The organism is Bdellovibrionales bacterium (assembly GCA_018266295.1).
Lineage (GTDB): Bacteria > Bdellovibrionota > Bdellovibrionia > Bdellovibrionales > Bdellovibrionaceae > JACMRP01.
This window is the reverse complement of the sequence record JAFEAQ010000010.1, coordinates 120,633-137,728: the sequence shown is the minus strand read 5'-3', so window position 1 is coordinate 137,728 and position 17,096 is coordinate 120,633. Positions and strand designations below refer to the sequence as shown.

Sequence of the window (17,096 nt, the reverse complement as noted above, 5' to 3'; positions counted from 1 at the left end):
CGTCTATTTTCTGCCTGCGCGTGAAACGGCTTCTTTGACATCGATTCTATCGGCGCGTTTTGCGTCGATTTCACTGCCTCTGAGGGCGCGGGCTACGCGAGCTGATGGAGAGATCTTAGTTTTAATATCCAGCTTGTCTTCATAGGAACCGTTGGCTTGCTTGAGATTTTTATAAACTGTGATATGACCTTCGGTTGAAAGATCCAGAGTCATAGTGCCCGTGTATTGGCCAGGCTGTCTAAAGGAGATCTTTTCCGGAGAGACCTCAGTCAGTTTATACTTATTGAACTCAGCATTTTGAGTTTCTTCGCCAACAATTTTATAAGGTCGGCCTGATTTTTTCCACTCTTCAACTTTTTGCCAGTCTTCTGGATACTCCGGAGTAAAATATTTTACCGGTGGTTCACCAGTCGATCTCATCTTAAACCAAGTTTCAGTTCTGCCGCCGGCGTCAGTGCGAGTTTGCAGGCCGTCGAATTCAAACTTACCTTGTCTTTTGTAGTAGTTTTCTCCGTCGGCGCTCACTGCACCTTTGACGCCTTGATTTTTGAGATACTCATTAACTATTAATTCCGCTTGGCGTTCAAGGCGCTTGGAGGGATAGCCTTTGACGTCTTTCATGGCGTTTTGAATGTATTGCTGCTGCGACGGGGTGAGGCTTTGGAAATAGTTATTCACGTTATCAAAGGTCGCTGGAGCGACTTTTCCGGTGACAGTAAATCCAAACGCATGCTCTGAGGGAAGCGCAGTCATTCCCTGTTTTGCGAAGTCCCGCCACTGTTCTGAGGTGACCATGCCTTTAGAGTCCCAGGCTGTATTATCTCCTGGAGCGGCGTGGGCCATCAGGGCCGTCGTCAAAGTAAGTACGAAAAAAATCTTTTTCATAAAAAATCTCTCCTAAATTTTTTAGTTATTTTTTGAGACGACGTGCGCGGTCATGAAAGGTACTGATTTATAGCTATTACAAAAATGGTGCCACCTACTCAGACGTTTATTTGGTTCTTGGACGTTTGTGGATCGTCAATTGTCTAAACATCCCTTAGGGCCTTTTGACGAACCCAAAATGGAATTCACTTTTGCGGGAGCGTATTATGGAGGCGTTTTTGTTGTAAATTCCTCCAAGGATTGGAAGTTTTCTTCCACTCGCAAGTCTTTGCATTCGACCTGTTGACTTTATTTCTCATTCCGATAAAAACCGCCGCCACATTCAATTCAAGGAAGATTCATGAAGGCATTGATTTTTACTATTTTAATGGTGGCGTCGAGCGCCATCGCTCAAAACGTTTCGCCGAAAATTTTAACTTCTAACAGCAGCTTTCAGATGCCCGGCATTGTTCCTGCCGGGACTCGCTGGTTGTTGGTGGAGATTCAAAAAAACGGCGAGACGTCTTCTCAAACTCTTTTTTGGCCCTCCTTTGCGGCCGGCGGAGCTGCTCTGCCTCGGATAGTGCTCGTTCGCGGGCCTGGCGATTATACTATTCACGTATTTACCACCGATGGGGCAAGTTACATCCAGAGTGCTTATAAGTTTTTAGCGAGCTATGAGGTTGTGAATAGTGATCGCACGGATCGTTTGTACTTGGCGGACTCATTGGAGATTCAAGCAAGTCATCCAGAGATTCAAAAGGCGGCGGCTGAAATGACTTCGGTGGCAAAAACGGACTTGGAAAAGTCCCGGGCGATCCATACCTGGGTGACGGCCAATATTGCTTACGATCAACCGCATGCGAACGACCGAACTTTTGATCAGCAACCAGGGGATGCGCTCTCTGTGCTTCGCTCGAAGGTAGCGGTCTGTCTTGGTTATGCGAACCTCACGGCAGCCTTGCACCGGGCTCTGGGGATCAAAACGCGGGTCGTGGTCGGAAAGCTCATCGGGCAGCGCGAAGATAATATGACGCCGGCGGAAATCTGTCAGGCGAAGGGGTCTTTTCATGCGTGGAATGAAGCTTTGGTCGATGGCCGCTGGGTGAATATCGATACGACTCTCGATGCCGGTCACGAAGATGGATACACACGCACCTTCGTGCGGGCAGTGGGCGAAAAGTATTTTGATACTCCTCCGGGACTGTTCGCTTTAACGCACATTAAGTGCTGGGACGAAACCGAATAATCAGGGGGCGACACGGGTCTCCGCATGCACTCACGCAGTTCCTTGCCGCATGCAGGTGATCCAGTCGTTGAATTTCTGTAAGTACTCCTCGCGCGCCTTCTGGCCTTTGGCGGCTTGAAGGCGGTTTGCTTTGAAGTAGCCACGGAGCTGGAGTTCTTCGATGCGGGTTTTGATCACGCGGGTGAAGGCGAGGCCTTGCCAGAACTTACCGGCAGCATGTCCACGGCGGGCGTTGGTGATTTTTCTTGCGATGAGGGCTGTTACGGATCTTAGGAAGTTCTGAAAGCCTTCGCGGTATTTGAATTTAAGCTTGATGTGAAGGTGATTCCCGACGTTGACGACTTCAGCGATCTGTACTCCCCATTTTTTTGATTTGGATTTAAGGATTTCGCGGATGATTTGTTGGTTCTTTGGGGTGAGGAAGCTCCATGGGCCTTTTGCTTTTTCTGACTTAAGGGTGAGGTGAATCCATTTCTTTTCTGAAAGCGGACGGTATTCTTTACGCCGACCTTTTGAATCAACTCCCCCATGCGTAGTTCTTCCGTACTTACGTTTTGTAGTACCTGAGTCATGATAATCAAAAAGTAGAGAAGAAGAGTTTTTCATTCACGGGCAATATAATATTTCACTTGTGTTTGGTCAATAGAATTAGCTTTAAGTTAGTGATTTATAAGAAGATTTAAGATTTCTACCTCTCTCTCTCTCTCTCTCTCTCTCTTCTTTCTTTCTTTCTCATCTCTTTTTAGTTTTATCAAAGATGATGTCAGCTTATGCGTTCTTTAAGATCACGTGAAGGATCTTGATTCTACGTGATGTGCGATGAGACTTGCGTGCTCGCCCAGTCGCTTACTTTGCGTGGGCCATCCATCCGTGAGAACGGGGCTGTCCGACCATCGTGGTCGGCCAGGCGAGGTATGTGGGGGCGGGTTTAAATATTGGTGTTTTTTTGTTGGGGTGGTTTGATTTTTTATTGGCTGTGGTTATTGGGCTTGATTTGGGTTTGGCTCGGAGGATATGCTTTTTCTCGTCCAATAAGGAGGACTTCATGGCTAAGTATATTGATGGATTTGTGATTCCGATCAAAAAGAAAAACTTAAAGATTTATAAGAAAATGGCGGCTATTGGGTGCAAAGTTTGGATGGATCATGGGGCCCTCGATTACTATGAAAGCGTCGGTGATGATCTGAAAACGCCGTGGGGTGTTACTTTCCCTAAGATGTGCAAACTTAAATCTGATGAAACTGTGATCTTTGCCTTCGTCGTTTACAAATCAAAAGCTCATCGCAATCAGGTGAATAAAAAAGTTCACGCCGATCCTCGTATGCAAATGGAAGGCGTCGAGATGCCTTTTGATATAAAACGTTTCGCGGTCGGCGGATTTACCGTCCTGGTTGAGCCGAAATAACCTTGTTATGAATCGGGGATGGTCGCAACCGGCCATCCCTTCACACTAAAAAAGTCCGCGCAGATATTCTGCGAGCCCGCCCAAAACATGGGTTTTGAAGCGCTCTCCTTTGGGGATCGTTTGGTCGACGGGAGGGCCGTTGACGTATTCGCCTTTGGCATTCATCTCCCACGCGACCGACATTCGAGTTTTCATGGTTTGTTCAACCGCTTTAGCAAGTTCGGGAAGATTTTCGATATAAAGGCCGTCTTCGGAGTTGATGTTTTGTGATCGCGGATCGAAGTTGTAGCTTCCGATAAAGGTGTCTTTTCCATCGATGACGAAGGTTTTTGCGTGAGTTCCAAATCGGGTTCCAGGTGGAGCGCTCATGTTACTACCAGGCACGGGGATCGCTTGAAGCTCCAGAATGCGCACGCCTTTTTGCACCCATCGAGCTTCAATGGGATGAGCAATGTGGGTTAAAATAGGATCCGATGCGGAAGGATAGCTATTGGTGAGGATTTCGATGCGAACCTTTTTAGTCAAGAGCTGATCCAGAGCTTGTTCCATTTCTGGAGTCGTAATGAAAGCCCATTCTTCAGCGGAAAAACTGTGCTGTGCCTGGATGATATGGTCGAGAACAAAACCTTGGACCTTGCGGCTCGAGTCGCTGTTCATGGGCTCGTCGCCGACCCACCAAAGGGACTTCGATTCAAACGTCGGTGAGGCCTCGAGGGCTTTGATACCGAGGGTGGCTACCTGAAGGCGTAAAGCTTGATCTTCTGGGGATTCCACCAGGAACTGGCGGGCTTGCCACTCACGCTCGCTTGGGTTGCTGGAGTTGATGGAGGACCAGCTAGGACCCTTTGAAGGATGGCGGCTCGCAGCCACCTTTTCACTGAGGGGGCTTGACCAATACTCGTTAAAACTTGCGAGGACGTCTTCAACGATGGGTCCTTTGACGGCAAGTTCATAGTCGACAAAAAGAAAGTTGCGGTGGTTAGGGATATCCATGTACCGATCCGCACTGTTGCGCCCACCGACGATCATTTCACGTCCGTCGACAATAAAAGTCTTGCGATGATTTCTGTGGCCCTTTGAAACCCACAGCTTTGCCATGGAAGAGGGGCGATAATATTTAACCTCGATGCCGTCTTCTGCAAGGACGGTGGCTAAAAACGGATCCAGAGCTTGATCTAAAAGGTCACAAAGAATTCGCACCTTCACTCCGGCCTTGGCTCTTTTTTGCAGAGCTTGAAGCAGGAACTTTCCGGAACTATCGGCGACCAGGAGATAGGATTCGATGGCCACTGAAGTTTGCGCACGCTCGATCATTTCAAGACGGGCCTGAAGGGCCGCAGACCCATTGGTAATCAACAGCAGTTCGTGGCTCTGATTCGAATGAACCGGTGTCATCGCCAGCGCTGTGCTTGCCATCGTCAGCCACAGCAAACCTATCACAGCCAGAGCAAACTTTGATTTCTTCATAGGACTCTAAAAAGGTGCAATATCGTTGCCGCAATAGCTGGATATGGTGAGCTCAGGGCCCGGCGGTAATGTAAAAAAGACCTGTCTACGGAAGCGGATGTCGAAGATTTCGTCACCGTAGCGATCGCTACTTGCAAACCACCTCAAGCCACTTCAATGCTTCCTCGGCGTTGGCGGAGAGCGGGGAGCCTTCGGGTTTGCCGCTCATGTCTTCAAGCTCGATGCGGCCCTTAGCTTTGTCGCAGTCGGTTTTTGTGAATTTCTTTTTGCTCAGGTCAAAGATTGGTTCGAAACGGAATGAGAATTTGACGACTTTTTCTTCCGCATCACCGCCCTCGGTTGGCGAAGCTTTTTCATAGGACTTGATCTCAGCGTTGAGACTTGTTTCGAATTCTTTTAATTTCTTCAATCGGCCCGCGGCGCTTGTTTCTTTCGCTGCTGCTTCGCGAAGAGACTGGGATTCCTTTATCATGGCCGCGACATCTTTTGGCGAAGCCAAAGCAGTGACGCTGACCATGAATGTGATTAAAATAACTATTTTGTTATGCATGAATCTGCCTCGGCATCGGCTTCTGAAATTGGCTGTTGTTTGCAAGCTTTGTCGGCGGCTTTACCCTGGCGGATACAGCTGATCTCTTGCATTTTATCTTTGATGTTCGAGAGGTAGACGCTGTCCTTGCGGATATTGTTTTGCAAAGTCTTTGCGTTCGTGCCACGGCCGACACGGTATTTTTGCATCAACCACTTCGCATGGTCCAAACCTTCCGCACCATAGGCAATAGCTGTGAAGTCGCTGACAAGGCTTTTGTTTTCAATAAGTTTTACTGAGCGCTTTTCAAGTGTTGGAATCACGTACTGATCACGCATGGTCAGATAATAGCCGATGGTGTACATCAGGCTGCGCGCAAGGCCATCTCCGGGATTGACCCAGTCACAGGTGTTTTTCACGGACGGAGACCGCTTCAAGTCAGCAGCGGCAACGCCCTTAAAGCCATTGCACTCAGGTTTTTTACTGTTCACGATGTTTTCTAAAATATAGCGACCTTTGCCGAGCTTACGGTCCGTGAGCTCGTTTTTAGCAGGCGAGGTCGTTTGACCAATGCCCATACCGCCAATAGAAGCTAATGACGGTGTAAAGCCCGTTTCATTATTGAGCTTTTTATAAATCACGCGGGAGTCAATCGGCTCGTCGCCTGACATGCACTCCAGGGCGCTGTTTACCGCAAAAGTCATGTAGTCCACCATGCGATCATTCAAACACTGCAAGGTCTCGCCGCCGGCTTTGCCGTAAGGCTTAGGCACACTCTGAGTTTTCGCCGAAAAGCCTCGCTTGGCTTCTTTCGCCGTCGGATAGCCGCATGTATAGCCATCGTTCCCCGGAGAGCGGGTCATTGAAGCTGCAATACACTCGCGCTTTATCTTCGGAGAAGTCTGTGTCGGCGGAGCATGCTTTGCGAGCTCTGTGATTTCTTTTTTAGCAGTCTCAGGCATCATGCTGCTTTCCGTATGCGTGTCGGTGACCGAGTTGATATAGTCTCGTAACTGCGCAAACCAGCTATAATTTTTCTTCGACGCGTCTGTTGGAAAGCAAGACTCGATATCTGTCATCACTGTCGGGGCCGTTTCCGCAGCGACTTCACCCGCAACGCGAGCCGGTGGCGCGGCCTTCTTCGGCTGCTGCGATTTTAAGAATTCCAAATGCAGGGGGTCTTTGTTTACGTCAACACTGACGATGAATTCTTTGTTTTTCTCCATAGGACCATTGATGCACATCACGCGATTCGCGGGAGCATTCACTTCAGCGGAGGCAATGATCGGGACGAAAAGAGCCACCATGGTATGGATAAGGAGAGTTTGAGTAGTACCCATATTTCCACTATCGGTCCATGGGCAACAGATGTTGAGCTTCTTGGGGGAATCCTAGACTCGACGAAGGAACTACTTAACGATGTAGTCTTTCCAGCGCGTGATGAGTGCCGGAGTCAACTGCGTATAACACACAGTACCTTCCGTTGCCGTCTCTTTGCGAAGGATTTTGGTCTCACGATCCAGATCGTAAATTTTAAATTCTTCACTGCGCGGGAAGTAGAGCTGCACATCGGTTTGCATGCCTTGAATGCTTTCCACCATGAGCTTTTTCAACTGCTCCATCCCTTGGCCGGTCAGCGCACTCACAAACACACGCGGGTAGAGGCGCACCTGAAATTGTTTTTCAATCGGCGCCACATCACACTTATTGAAGACATGGATGATTTTCTTATCCTGCCAGTTGAATTCTTTAATCAGGGCCTCAACCACTTCGATCTGACGAAGCATGTTGGGCGAAGATAAGTCAATGACATGCAAAAGCACATCAGCTTCGGCACTTTCTTCAAGTGTCGCTTTAAAAGCTTCAATCAACTGTGGTGGAAGTTTGCGGATAAATCCTACGGTGTCGGTGACAACAGCTGGAGGCCCTTCCGGCAGGAAGATCTTTCGCGTTGTCGGGTCCAAGGTTGCAAACACTTGATTCTTGGCCATCACCTGCGAGCCGGTGAGGCGGTTGAGCAAAGAGCTCTTTCCGGAGTTCGTGTATCCGATCAAAGCAAAACTTGGGATCTCGTGACGGCGTCGCGAGTTTCTATGTTGCTGACGGTTTTTGCTCACCGACTCGAGTTTCTTACGAATCAGCGCAACTTTTTCGCGGATGCGGCGGCGGTCACTCTCGAGCGCTGTTTCACCAGGACCTCGCGTCCCGATACCGCCCCCTTGACGAGACAGAGATTCCATCCACGCACCGACCATGCGGGGCATTTGATCAAGCAACTGTGCAAGTTCTACTTGAAGTTTACCTTCGAAGGTCTGCGCCCGCTGAGCAAAAATATCTAAAATAAGCTGATTGCGGTCAATCACACGCGTGCCCATGGATTGCGCCAAGTTACGGCTTTGGACGCCGGTGAGGTGGTGGTCAAGAACCACAAGGTTTGCATTTGCTTCGCGCACCATCTCGCGGATTTCTTCGACCTTTCCGGAACCAATTAAGGTCGCAGGATTCCACGCCGGCAGAGTTTGGATCACAGACCCAACAATTTCTCCACCCGCGGCACTGACAAGTTCTTCGAGTTCTAAAAGATTTTCTTTGATTTCAGAAAGAGGTTCGGTCTTGAGACCTACACCAACGACAATCGCACGATCACTGGCTTTGATATGGACTTGGTTTTGAGTCAAATCTCTGTATCTCCTGCTTCTCTCTCAAGGCCTGCATGGCCTCTATGCTCTTGTATTTATGCTAACACAGGACCCCGGTGAGGCAAGACCAAAATCGCGCTCAATGACGAAAAAGAGACGGCCCCCAGCAGTTTATTGGCTGAGGGGGCTTTCGCGTTCGGGCTGAGTTTCCGCTCCTAACAGAATCTGAACAGAGTGAGTTTTGCCATCGTCTATGAGTGGGATGAACTGATCACCGGCAATCACTTTTCCGTCAATCTCGATCTTCTGCACGCCCTGGGAAACCCCCGCTGGGTTTTCAACAAGGATGTCGTAGGTTGCCGATTTATGACGATAGCGAATCCGAAAGTCTTTCCAATCCGGCGGAATACACGGATCAATGGAAAGCTCTTCACCACGGAGCCGCAACCCAAGCATATACTCAAGGCCTGCGCGGTAAAGCCATCCTGCCGAACCTGTGTACCAGCTCCAGCCACCACGGCCTGGATGTTGCTTTTGCGAGTAAACATCGCCGGCGACAACATAGGGTTCAATTTTGTAGTGTGCGGTGTGCTCCGGTGAATCACCATGCAGGATCGGGTTGACGAGCTGGAACATCTCGTGGGCCTTGGCTCCGTTGCCAAGCATTGCATGGGCGATAATCACCCAAGCCGCGGCATGGGTGTACTGGCCGCCATTTTCACGGACCCCCGGCAAATAGCCCTTGATGTATCCTGGATCGTGATCGGTTTTATCAAAAGGCGGAGTAAAAAGTTGAATGATCCGCGCTTCATTGTTGACGAGATATTTTTCTATTGCCTGCATCGCATGACGTGCACGGGACGGATCCGCGGCTTCGGAAATCACTGCCCAGGTTTGTGTCAGCGAATCGATTTGGCACTCAACACTTTGGCGGGAACCGAGAGGCGTGCCGTCGTCATAGAAAGCGCGGCGGTACCAGTCACCATCCCAGCCCTTATCCTCTAGCGCGCTCTTTAAATGAGCCGCGTGATTGCGCCAGTTTTGAGCACGCAACTTTTCATCGCGGGCGTCGGCAATGGCTGAGAATTGAATCAAGTTCTGATGCAGGAACCAGCCGAGCCAGACGCTTTCACCTTTACCGTCTTTACCAACGCGGTTCATGCCGTCATTCCAGTCGCCACAACCCATCAGAGGCAGACCATGGACGCCGACTTTTAAGCTTCGGTCCAAGGCCCGGGCGCAGTGCTCAAAGAGACTCGCACTTTCTTGCGAGGTCGTCGGTGTGAAGTACGAATCTTCCTGCTCTTGAGTTAACAGAGGGCCTTCTAGGAAGTTCGTTTCTTGATCGAGGATCGAAAAGTCCTTCGTCACTTGCAAGTAATTGAAAGTCACAAACGGCAGCCATAGGAGGTCATCCGAAAAATGCGTGCGCACGCCTCGGCCCAGCGGCGGATGCCACCAATGCTGAACGTCGCCTTCAAGGAACTGACGGCTTGAGGCGCGCAAGATGTGTTTGCGTGCAGTTTCAGGCATCGAGATGGTCAGTGCCATAACGTCTTGCAATTGGTCGCGGAAGCCAAAGGCGCCGCCGGCCTGATAGAATCCGGAGCGTGCCCAGTAACGACAGCTGATATTTTGATAAAGCAGCCAGCGGTTTAACAGTAAATCAAAGGATTTATCCGGAGTTTCTACCTGAACTTTATCCAGCCATTCGTTCCATTGGGCGATGACACTCGCAAGCATGTTTTCGGTGAACTGATTGCGGAGCTCAAGAATAATTCCGTGGGCCTCTTCGCGGCTTTCTGCCTGACCAAGGATGAATGGAAGCTTCACGGCTTCTCCGGGGCCGATCACAATATCCGTCTGAAAGGCACCGCACGGATCAAAGGCGGCGCCAGTGCGGTTTGAAAGCTGTTCGCTGCGCAGAATGCCGAGCGGTCGGCGAAGACTGCTGTTTCTGCCGATGAACTCACGGCGATCTCCGGTCATGGTTTGTTTGTGATTGAGGAAGCCGGCAAAAGCGATGCGAGTTCCATACTCGTTATGACGGGCATTGAATGCAAACATGGCGCCGGTGTCGCTGTCGAACTCAGTCACGGTCGTAGGTGCCATCGTTGCCCGCGAAAAGCCGAGGAGCCACTCAACATAGGAATAAACCGATAAGCGGCGCCATTGGTTCGAACGGTTTTCGAGTCGGATCTCTGAGATCTTCACCGGCTGATCCATCGGTACAAACTGCGTGAGCGTGCTATGAATGCCATGCGAGAGGTGCTCAAAGCGTGAGTACCCTTGTCCGTGGCGTGCGATATAAGTCGCCTCTTTGACTCGGATCGGGAGGGCGGTCGGACTCCATAAGCAGCGGGAGTCCAAATCAAAAATATAAAAGCACTCGCCGCAGGGGTCGCAAACGGGATCGTTCGACCACGGCGTGATCTGATTTTCGCGGCTATTCATGGACCACGTATAGCCAGAACCACTTTCGGAAACCTGGAAACCGAACTTGCCATTAGAAATAACATTGATCCACGGTGCCGGTGTTGCGTCGTTTTCATTTTTAAGTGCAATGACGTATTCGCGGCCATCCGGAGTAAATCCGCCGACGCCGTTAAAGTATTCTAGCTCGGGAGTTTCAAGTGGAGGGGCTTTTTCGTGACATTGAATTTCTACGCCGGCGGCAGGGGGAGGGAGTGTATGAAGCATGCGATTGACTTGATCTGAAAGACTTCCCTGACTTGCAAACAAAGCGACACGCGCTTCGGTGTAGATGACTAAGCGGTCTTCACGGGTCAGTAGGTCTTCGCGGATAATGAAAACCTTGCCGCGGGATTGAGGCAGCTCGGCCGGTGGCGGCGACATGTGAACCATGGCCTCCAGCATTTGTTGAAGCTCTTGACCGTAGGAATGTTCTTTGCCGTTCATAATGACAAGATCCACGGTCAGCCGTTTCATCGCGAAGTACTCTTGGGCTTTTAAAAGCTGGCGCACGATCACCCGATCTTCGTTTTCTTCTACGCGAACAAGAATTATTGGGAAGTCGCCGGAAATACCCTGGGCCCAGAGCTGTGTCAGATCACGCTTGTTGTGTTTTATAATAGAACTTGCGGGGCGCAGAGAAGAATCCAGATAGAATAATCTTGAAGCCAGGCGCTGATAAAGATGGGCCTCATCTGGTTCAATATTGAGGTAGTGCATCTTGACCTGAGCCTGGGCCCAGGCAAGAGACGAAACTCGCTCGTAACTGCCGGCTTCATGATAGCTTTCCGCGAGCCGTAGGATTTCATCGCGGGAGGTGGCGACGGCCGTTGTGAACTGAATCGTGGTTGTGGCTCCGGGTTCGAGATGCACTCGTGTTCGCAGGCTAAAAATCGGATCCAGAACCGCGCCAACGGACCGGGTGAGTTTTTCGTTTGTATTTATCGCCCGCGCATGACGGATATCGCGGCCGCGGCCTAGAAATTTCATACGGTCTGTTTCATACTCGATTTCGAAATTCGTCGGATTTTGAAGTGAAAGAATTTGCGAGGTCCACAGTTCCGTTTCTTTTGCTGAGCGCGGGCGTCGGCGTGCAATCAGTGCCTGGTGCTCAGGAATAAATTCGGTTTCCATGAAAAGGTTTGAAAAGGCAGGGTGAGCAATATCCGCGGCGGGAGTATTCATCACGATTTCAGCATAAGAGGTTATCTCAAGCTCTCGAGGGGCGTCGGATTCGTTTGTCAGTGTGAGGTGGCGAATTTCAGCGCTCGACTCCGGAGAAATAAAAATCTCCAGTTTAGAGCGGATCTCTTCGTCTTCACGTTCAAATAACACACGGTCTTCGGCGAAAGTGACTTCGTAACTTTCCACCGCTTTGCCGAGGGGTTGATAAGTTGCCGACCAAGTCAGGTTTTTATCCCGGTCTTTGATGAAGATATAACTTCCCCAGTGATCTTGGGTGACGTCTTCGCGCCAACGGGTGACGGCAAGGTTTTGAAAGCGGCTAAAGCCAGAACCCGCCGACGTGAGCATCACGGAATAGTTTCCGTTTGATAAGAGCTGTGTCCGCGGAGTCGGGCGATCGACACTATGATAGCGCCTTGAAACCGCGGCGACCTCTTCGCGAACAATGACGCGGTTGTGGTCTCCAGCGGCGGGAATCACTCCCACAGCCCGCGGAGTGCGTTCTTGCAGTAGAATCTCTGTGGCCTGTACGAGCGGTTCTGCATGGAAGAGCCGGCACATGTAATTATCAAAAAAGAAGTTCGTTAATGAGACAAGCGACATGCCTTGATGGTGGGCCATATAGGCTTTAATCACCGAATAGGGTTGCCCCACCGGCAAGCGTGAACTCGTATAGTCTATGGCTTCGTAGAAGCCGTAATGACCGTTTGCCCCGATGGTTTTGAGACGCTGCAAATTCGTCGCAGCTTGTGCGGGATCATACATCGCTGCCAGCAATGTCGCGTAAGGAGCCACGACGAGGTTTGAGCCAAGGCCACGCTTTAACGCCAGATCCGGAATGCCGAAGTTGGAGTATTGGTAAGTCATGTGCAGATCGCGCTTATTATAAGCGGATTCGGAAATTCCCCAGGGAACACCCTTTTCGTGGCCATAGGAGACTTGCCGCTGGATTACAAGATCACAGGTGTTTTTAATTAAACTGCCCTCAGGAGTATTCATCACCAGCGATGGCATCAGGTATTCAAACATGGATCCTGACCAAGAAATGAGAGCGGAGCCTTTTTCGACCTGCGCTAAACTCCTTCCGAGACAGAACCAATGAGACACAGGAACGTCGCCCTTAGCAATCGCGATAAAACTGAGCAGGCGGGATTCCGAGGCCAGAAGATCATAGTAACTGACATCAAGAACATTTTCAAAAACCCTTAAGCCAATCGAAAAGAGTTTGCGGTTCTTATCGTACAGAATACCGAAGTTCATGTTTTTAAATAGGCTGTAACAGATTTTCTGCGCGTGCTTGATTTTTCCTGAAAGCCCTTGAGCTGCATGAATTGAACTTTTCAAGCACTCCGTGAGCTGGTCAACAGCCTCCGCCGTTTCTGATGGGAGTGGTGAGTACAGAATCTTAAAGTGTCCCAGATCTTCAAGAATTTTTCCGCCGTGACTTGCGATCTTTTCAAGTGACATGGTCGTCGTAAGATCTTTTTGAATCTCTTTCCAGCTTTTTTGCATTTCATTAGATCCGGGGACGGGTTTAATCGAAAACTCGGTCCAAGCCAGAAGCGAGTGATAATCGCCGGCAAGATTAATAATGTCGCCATGAATGTTGAGCGCCCAGCCGGTGATTTCCTGGTGGTTGGGAGTAGGATACAGCTGCAATGCCTCTTGATGAAGCTGTGACGCCTGGGCCTTGAGATCCCGCCAAGTAAAATCATTGAGATTTTTCTCGGTGGCCTGAAGAAGGCTGTGCTCGAGGTTCTGAGCGCGAGCGAACAGATTTTTTTCGGCGAGATTAAGATCTTTGGCTTGGAGTTCTTTACGTAAAGCTTGTTTGAAGAGCCGGATACTTTCTAAAGGCCCCAGGGTGAGGGACGAGGTCGTCATCGGATGGGTCAGCATCTCTTCAAGTCCTCGAGCAGTGGCAATCAAATGCCCTGCAAGATTTCCGTTATCGACCGAAGAAATGTATTTCGGATCAAGGGGACGCAGGCTTGTGGTCTCATACCAGTTATAGAAATGACCATGATGCTTCGGGAGACGCTCAAGACTTTCGAGGGTCCGGTCAAGGCGATGGACGGCATCGGAAAGGCCAATCCAGCCAAATTTCTTCGCCGAAATAACCGAGAGTAGATACAGTCCGAAATTGGTTGGTGAGCTTCGGTGCGCCACCACCGGCTGCGGTTCTTCTTGAAAATTATCAGGAGGCAGATAGTGATCTTCGGCCTGCACGAAGGTTGCAAAGAAATGCCAGATCTGACGAGCTGCCAGATGAAGATGCTCACGAGCTGCGGAGCTGATAGGATTTTGTTCTTCTTTTACAAAAGGCCGGCTGACGGCTTGGGCATAAAACGGCGAGAGCAGCCAAATGAAAAAAAGAAAAGTCGCCAGGGCCATCTCGAGTGGATTGGTGGAAGCAACGACCACAACGGCGGCGAAAGTCAGAATGAGTCCGCCGCGCATACCGATAAAAAAACTACGCAGGCTTAAGTCTGCATTGGATTTTACCTGGGCGGCGGTCGTCCATTCTAAGAGATGCTTGTGGCTGATCGTCAGACGATACAAAGTTCTGCAGATCGCATCCAAATTCATCCACGCGTGATACGGCAAAAGCAACAGTTGCAGTATCGCCCGTTGCGCGCCTTTGCCGAGGTCTTCGATGCTAAACTGCAAATGTTCTTTAAAATGAACACTTCGTTTCTTGCTCCAGATGTCCGCGACAAAAGTAATCAGACAAGGGATGAGAAGCGATCCGAGCGCGAAACTCGCCCAGACCCAGGCAACGGATAAGAAACTTGTGAGTGCAAAAACAACCAAAAAGAAAATCGCCGGTGCGACGAGTGAGCGGCGAAGATTGTCGATCATTTTCCAGCGGCCAAGGGCTGAAATTGATGAGCTGCCACGGCCGAGAATCCAAGGCAGAAGCTGCCAATCCCCCCGGACCCAACGATGACTGCGAAGAGCAGATACCATGGTGTGAGTCGGGAACTCTTCAAAAAACTCTACATCACTGAGAAAGCCTGCGCGGGCATAGCATCCTTCAAAAAGGTCATGGCTAAGAAGTGAGTTTTCAGGAATGCGTCCCCTCAGGGATTGCTCAAAGGCTCGTAAATTGTAAATACCTTTTCCGGTAAAAGAACCTTCGTCGAAAAGATCCTGATACACATCAGAAACCGCGCTCGCATAGGGATCGACTCCGGAAGGTCCGGAAGAGAAAACTTGAAAGAGAGACCCCTCGTGCAATCCTGGGAGTGTCGGCGTGATCCGAGGTTGCAGAATGCCGTAACCTTCGGTAACCCGTTGTTTTTCGCTATCGTAACGGGCTTCGTTTAAAGGATGCATCATTGTTCCGACCAGCTGAGCGACACAGCCTTTGGGGAGGCGCGTATCCGCGTCGAGCGTAATCACATAGCGAATGTCTTTTGGAATTTGTTGAGAATAGTTCGGTAGTGGAATAAATGTCGTGTCTGTCTCTCCGAGCAGCATGCGATTGAACTCGCAGAGCTTTCCGCGCTTTCTTTCCCAGGCAATCCACTTGTCTTCGCTTTCGTTGTAGAGCCGGCGTCGGTGAAAAATGAAAAATCGTGTGCCACTTCCAGGAACAGGCCCATATTTCTCATTGAGTTTTTTAAGACCCTTTGTGGCGTACTCTAAAAGAGGCATGTCTGTTTGTGTATTTTCGCTTGCGGCATCGGCCCAGTCCGAAAGAATTGCATAGTGTAGGTATCCCGCGGAATTCGCAAGATAGTGGATTTCAAGCTGCTCTAGTTGTTCGTCGATCCCGCGGTGAGAGGTCAGAAAGGTGGGGACGACAACAAAAGTTTTTCCTTCGGCGGGAATGCCCTCATCAAGATCAAGTCGCGGTAGATGGGTAGGTCCCAAAAGAGCGATCGTCAGACGATTGATGATGCTCACGCCGACCTCAGAGGCCACAATGCCGCCTAAAATTATAAACGTGACTATCTGCCACTGACTCAGGCCGCTTGCGCGGGTCGCATAGAGCGGAATCAACAACAGCAACAGTGTCGCGACAGTCAGGCCACCAAGATAGAGCTCAAGTGCGCTCAGCGTATAGGCCCGTGCCAGCCTTTCGCGGAAAGTGGGCCGGAAGGCAATACGTTTTTCAAGCTCCTTACGCCCTTTTGAAATCAGGTAAAAGCCAAGCTCAGCTTTACGTGCATCCTCCTGACTCGAGGAATCCTGAGTGAGCTCAAGTAGTTTTTGTGAAATTTCAATTTGGCTAAGAGGTGAGTGTCGCTGCAGGTGTTCCAGAACGTGACGATAGCGATCCCGTGTGGCGAAATCCAGCTCGGGGTAAATGGGATTTTGACGTAAAAGCTGATCGACGAGAGAGACTTCTTCAAAGAAGTCCTGCCAGTTGTACGCTGAGATCAAACGACAGCTGGTGATAATATTTCGGACGGTGCTATTGGCTGCGGCCTGGGCGCCATGTTCAAGGGCCGCGGCCTGATCGGCGTTGAGATGGCTTGCGCTGAGTTTGCGATCGTTCCAGTTTAAAATCGGATCGACTTTTGAGTCCTGAAAACGCAAGCGTTGCAAAAGCTGGACTGAGAACCACACCGAGAAATCGATTTGTTCAAGGCTTGCCATGATGTCTTCGTCAGAGCGAGCCGGTGCTTCCCCGAGTCCCAAAACTTCATCGGCAATACGATTGGCTTCTTTTCGTGCGGTTTGCGAGCCGACGATTCGTACAGCCAGGCGGCGCAAATTTTCAACCATCACAACACGTAAAGTGATCGGCACGGCCCAGAGCTCTCCAATCGTCAGCGGATGTGTGTTTTGGTAAGCCAGCAAGAAGCGGCGAAGGGCCTCTGGTTCAAAGTGGCTATCGGTGTGGCTCACGTAATACCACATGATCGCGTAAACCCGCGGTAAGCCTTTGTGCAGGCCTTCAGCGAGTTTCGGCAATTCGCGATAGTATTCCGGCGGAAGATGATCGCTAATGTCTTTTAGCTGGGCCCGGACGATGTGAAAGTTATCAATAAGCCATTCAGCGGCCGGAGTGATGGCTTGCTGTTCGTCGACGGCTTGCATGATTTGTTCGTAGGATTCCTCTAAAACGAGGCTGTTATCGTAAATACGCTGTGCGAGGTTTTGCCCGCGTTTCGGGTCTTTAACAAGTTTGTGAGATTCCGCGAGGTGTTCCGCCTGAGCTTCGAGGCGGCTTGTGCTAAAAATTTCGCCGCGAACAGGATCTTCAAAGTAAGTGAACTGTTCTTTAAGAAACTTTGCTTTACGGAAATGGTGACTAAAATATTCCTTCAAAAT

The 17,096-nt window shown here is 50.1% G+C and carries 9 protein-coding genes; 2 read left to right on the top strand and 7 right to left on the bottom strand.

The window, feature by feature from the left end; translation table 11 throughout:
• Nucleotides 1–3 precede the first annotated feature (3 nt).
• A complete protein-coding gene (locus tag JSU04_08365) occupies nucleotides 4–885 on the bottom strand; it encodes a hypothetical protein (GenBank protein MBS1970308.1) in 882 nt (293 codons plus the stop codon).
• Between the two features lie 340 nt (nucleotides 886–1,225).
• Here JSU04_08365 and JSU04_08360 point away from each other — a divergent pair, with 340 nt between their 5' ends.
• Nucleotides 1,226–2,113, top strand: a complete 888-nt coding sequence (locus tag JSU04_08360) for a transglutaminase domain-containing protein (GenBank protein MBS1970307.1) — start codon at nucleotides 1,226–1,228, stop codon at nucleotides 2,111–2,113.
• 30 nt (nucleotides 2,114–2,143) lie between these two features.
• Here the strand turns inward: JSU04_08360 and JSU04_08355 are convergent, their stop codons facing one another.
• Complete coding sequence (locus JSU04_08355; GenBank protein ID MBS1970306.1) at nucleotides 2,144–2,719, bottom strand: transposase; 576 nt, start codon at nucleotides 2,717–2,719, stop codon at nucleotides 2,144–2,146.
• A gap of 439 nt (nucleotides 2,720–3,158) precedes the next feature.
• Here JSU04_08355 and JSU04_08350 point away from each other — a divergent pair, with 439 nt between their 5' ends.
• A complete protein-coding gene (locus JSU04_08350) occupies nucleotides 3,159–3,518 on the top strand; it encodes a DUF1428 domain-containing protein (protein MBS1970305.1) in 360 nt (119 codons plus the stop codon).
• A 45-nt stretch (nucleotides 3,519–3,563) separates the two neighbouring features.
• Here the strand turns inward: JSU04_08350 and JSU04_08345 are convergent, their stop codons facing one another.
• From JSU04_08345 to JSU04_08325, 5 genes are all read right to left on the bottom strand, one after another.
• Nucleotides 3,564–4,985, bottom strand: coding sequence for a hypothetical protein (locus JSU04_08345; GenBank protein ID MBS1970304.1), 1,422 nt, complete (start codon nucleotides 4,983–4,985; stop codon nucleotides 3,564–3,566).
• Between the two features lie 127 nt (nucleotides 4,986–5,112).
• Entirely contained in the window at nucleotides 5,113–5,535 is a 423-nt protein-coding gene (locus JSU04_08340; protein ID MBS1970303.1) for a hypothetical protein, read from the bottom strand.
• Nucleotides 5,520–6,854: a hypothetical protein gene (locus tag JSU04_08335; GenBank protein MBS1970302.1), complete on the bottom strand. Its 1,335-nt coding sequence runs from the start codon at nucleotides 6,852–6,854 to the stop codon at nucleotides 5,520–5,522. The genes JSU04_08340 and JSU04_08335 overlap by 16 nt, the downstream gene beginning before the upstream one ends.
• Before the next feature lie 69 nt (nucleotides 6,855–6,923).
• On the bottom strand, nucleotides 6,924–8,192 hold the full coding sequence (gene hflX / locus JSU04_08330) for a GTPase HflX (protein MBS1970301.1): 1,269 nt from the start codon (nucleotides 8,190–8,192) through the stop codon (nucleotides 6,924–6,926).
• Nucleotides 8,193–8,324: 132 nt separating this feature from the next.
• Nucleotides 8,325–17,093, bottom strand: a complete 8,769-nt coding sequence (locus tag JSU04_08325; GenBank protein MBS1970300.1) for a hypothetical protein — start codon at nucleotides 17,091–17,093, stop codon at nucleotides 8,325–8,327.
• Nucleotides 17,094–17,096 lie beyond the last annotated feature (3 nt).

Bases quoted from the DNA above. Each gene is read 5' to 3' on its own strand.
- JSU04_08365 (MBS1970308.1), bottom strand. From the start codon at position 885: ATGAAAAAGATTTTTTTCGTACTTACTTTGACGACGGCCCTGATGGCC.
- JSU04_08345 (MBS1970304.1), bottom strand. From the start codon at position 4,985: ATGAAGAAATCAAAGTTTGCTCTGGCTGTGATAGGTTTGCTGTGGCTG.
- JSU04_08355 (MBS1970306.1), bottom strand. From the start codon at position 2,719: ATGAAAAACTCTTCTTCTCTACTTTTTGATTATCATGACTCAGGTACT.
- JSU04_08340 (MBS1970303.1), bottom strand. From the start codon at position 5,535: ATGCATAACAAAATAGTTATTTTAATCACATTCATGGTCAGCGTCACT.
- JSU04_08350 (MBS1970305.1), top strand. From the start codon at position 3,159: ATGGCTAAGTATATTGATGGATTTGTGATTCCGATCAAAAAGAAAAAC.
- JSU04_08335 (MBS1970302.1), bottom strand. From the start codon at position 6,854: ATGGGTACTACTCAAACTCTCCTTATCCATACCATGGTGGCTCTTTTC.
- JSU04_08360 (MBS1970307.1), top strand. From the start codon at position 1,226: ATGAAGGCATTGATTTTTACTATTTTAATGGTGGCGTCGAGCGCCATC.